Raw genomic sequence first — 1,014 nt, forward strand, 5'->3', positions numbered from 1 at the left:
GCCACCATTTCTTAAAATCGAATCAGTCAGTAGATTGCGATCAATGGCGTAGGAGAGGGCTTGGCGAACTCGACGATCTTTGGTCGGTCCTTCTTGCGTATTTAGGTAGTAAAAAGTCGAACCTAGCGAAGCACTTGTATCAGCCACATCTTGAGGCAGTTTGCTTATTAGTTTCCTTTTTTGTGCGGCAGGAATCGATATGACCTGATCGATTTCGCCTGCTAGGTAGCGATTTAGCACGACATTAGCATCACCGATCGGCAGCCAAGTGATTTTATCTAGGACGACATTGTTTGCATCCCAATAGTGCGGGTTTTTCTTCATTACCATCTTCTCGTTTACCTTCCACTCCGAAACGGTAAACGCGCCGTTGGTTACGATGTTCTCCGGTTGTGTCCAGTTACTGCCGTGTCTCTCTACCGTTGTTTGATGAACCGGAGCAAAAACGGGGTGGCTCAGGAGTTTTATGAAGAACGGAATTGGCTGATCCAAAGTGACTTGGAAGGTTTTTTCATCCAACGCTTTCACGCCCAATGAATCAGGTTTTGCTTCGCCTTTCATAATGGCTTGCGAGTTTAGGATATTCGGTATGGCGGCAAACCAAGCGTAAGGTGATGCCGTGTTAGGGTCGAGTAATCGTTGCCAACTGTAGACAAAATCTTGAGCGGTCACTGCGTCGCCGTTTGACCATTTCGCATCGCGCAAGTGGAAAGTGTAAACCGTATTGTTGTCATTCACCGTCCAAGATTCTGCAATCCCAGGAATCGTTTTGCCTTGTTTGTCCTGAATGGTTAAGCCTTCAAACAAGTCTCGACCAAGGTTGAACGCAGGCTCCGCGGCTTGTTTTGCAGGATCGATAGAGGTGACTTCCGCCCCGTTGTTGAGCGTAATTTCTTGCGTCTCTGCAAGCGTCACACCAACCGGATACGGCACTGCGTAGCTCGGTGTAGCCAGTATCGGACTCATTATCGATGCTAGCAAAAGTAGTTTAGGTAATTTCATCCTTGTCTCACT

Annotated in this window: 1 protein-coding gene; it reads right to left on the reverse strand. The window is 47.5% G+C overall.

Annotated features, from left to right (window positions below):
• The coding region (locus R7Z50_RS24955) for a peptide ABC transporter substrate-binding protein (RefSeq protein ID WP_318149412.1) at positions 1-1,002 on the reverse strand (1,002 nt) is incomplete at its 3' end.
• Positions 1,003-1,014: the final 12 nt, after the last annotated feature.

It is taken from the genome of Vibrio sp. 1249-1 (genome assembly GCF_033340495.1).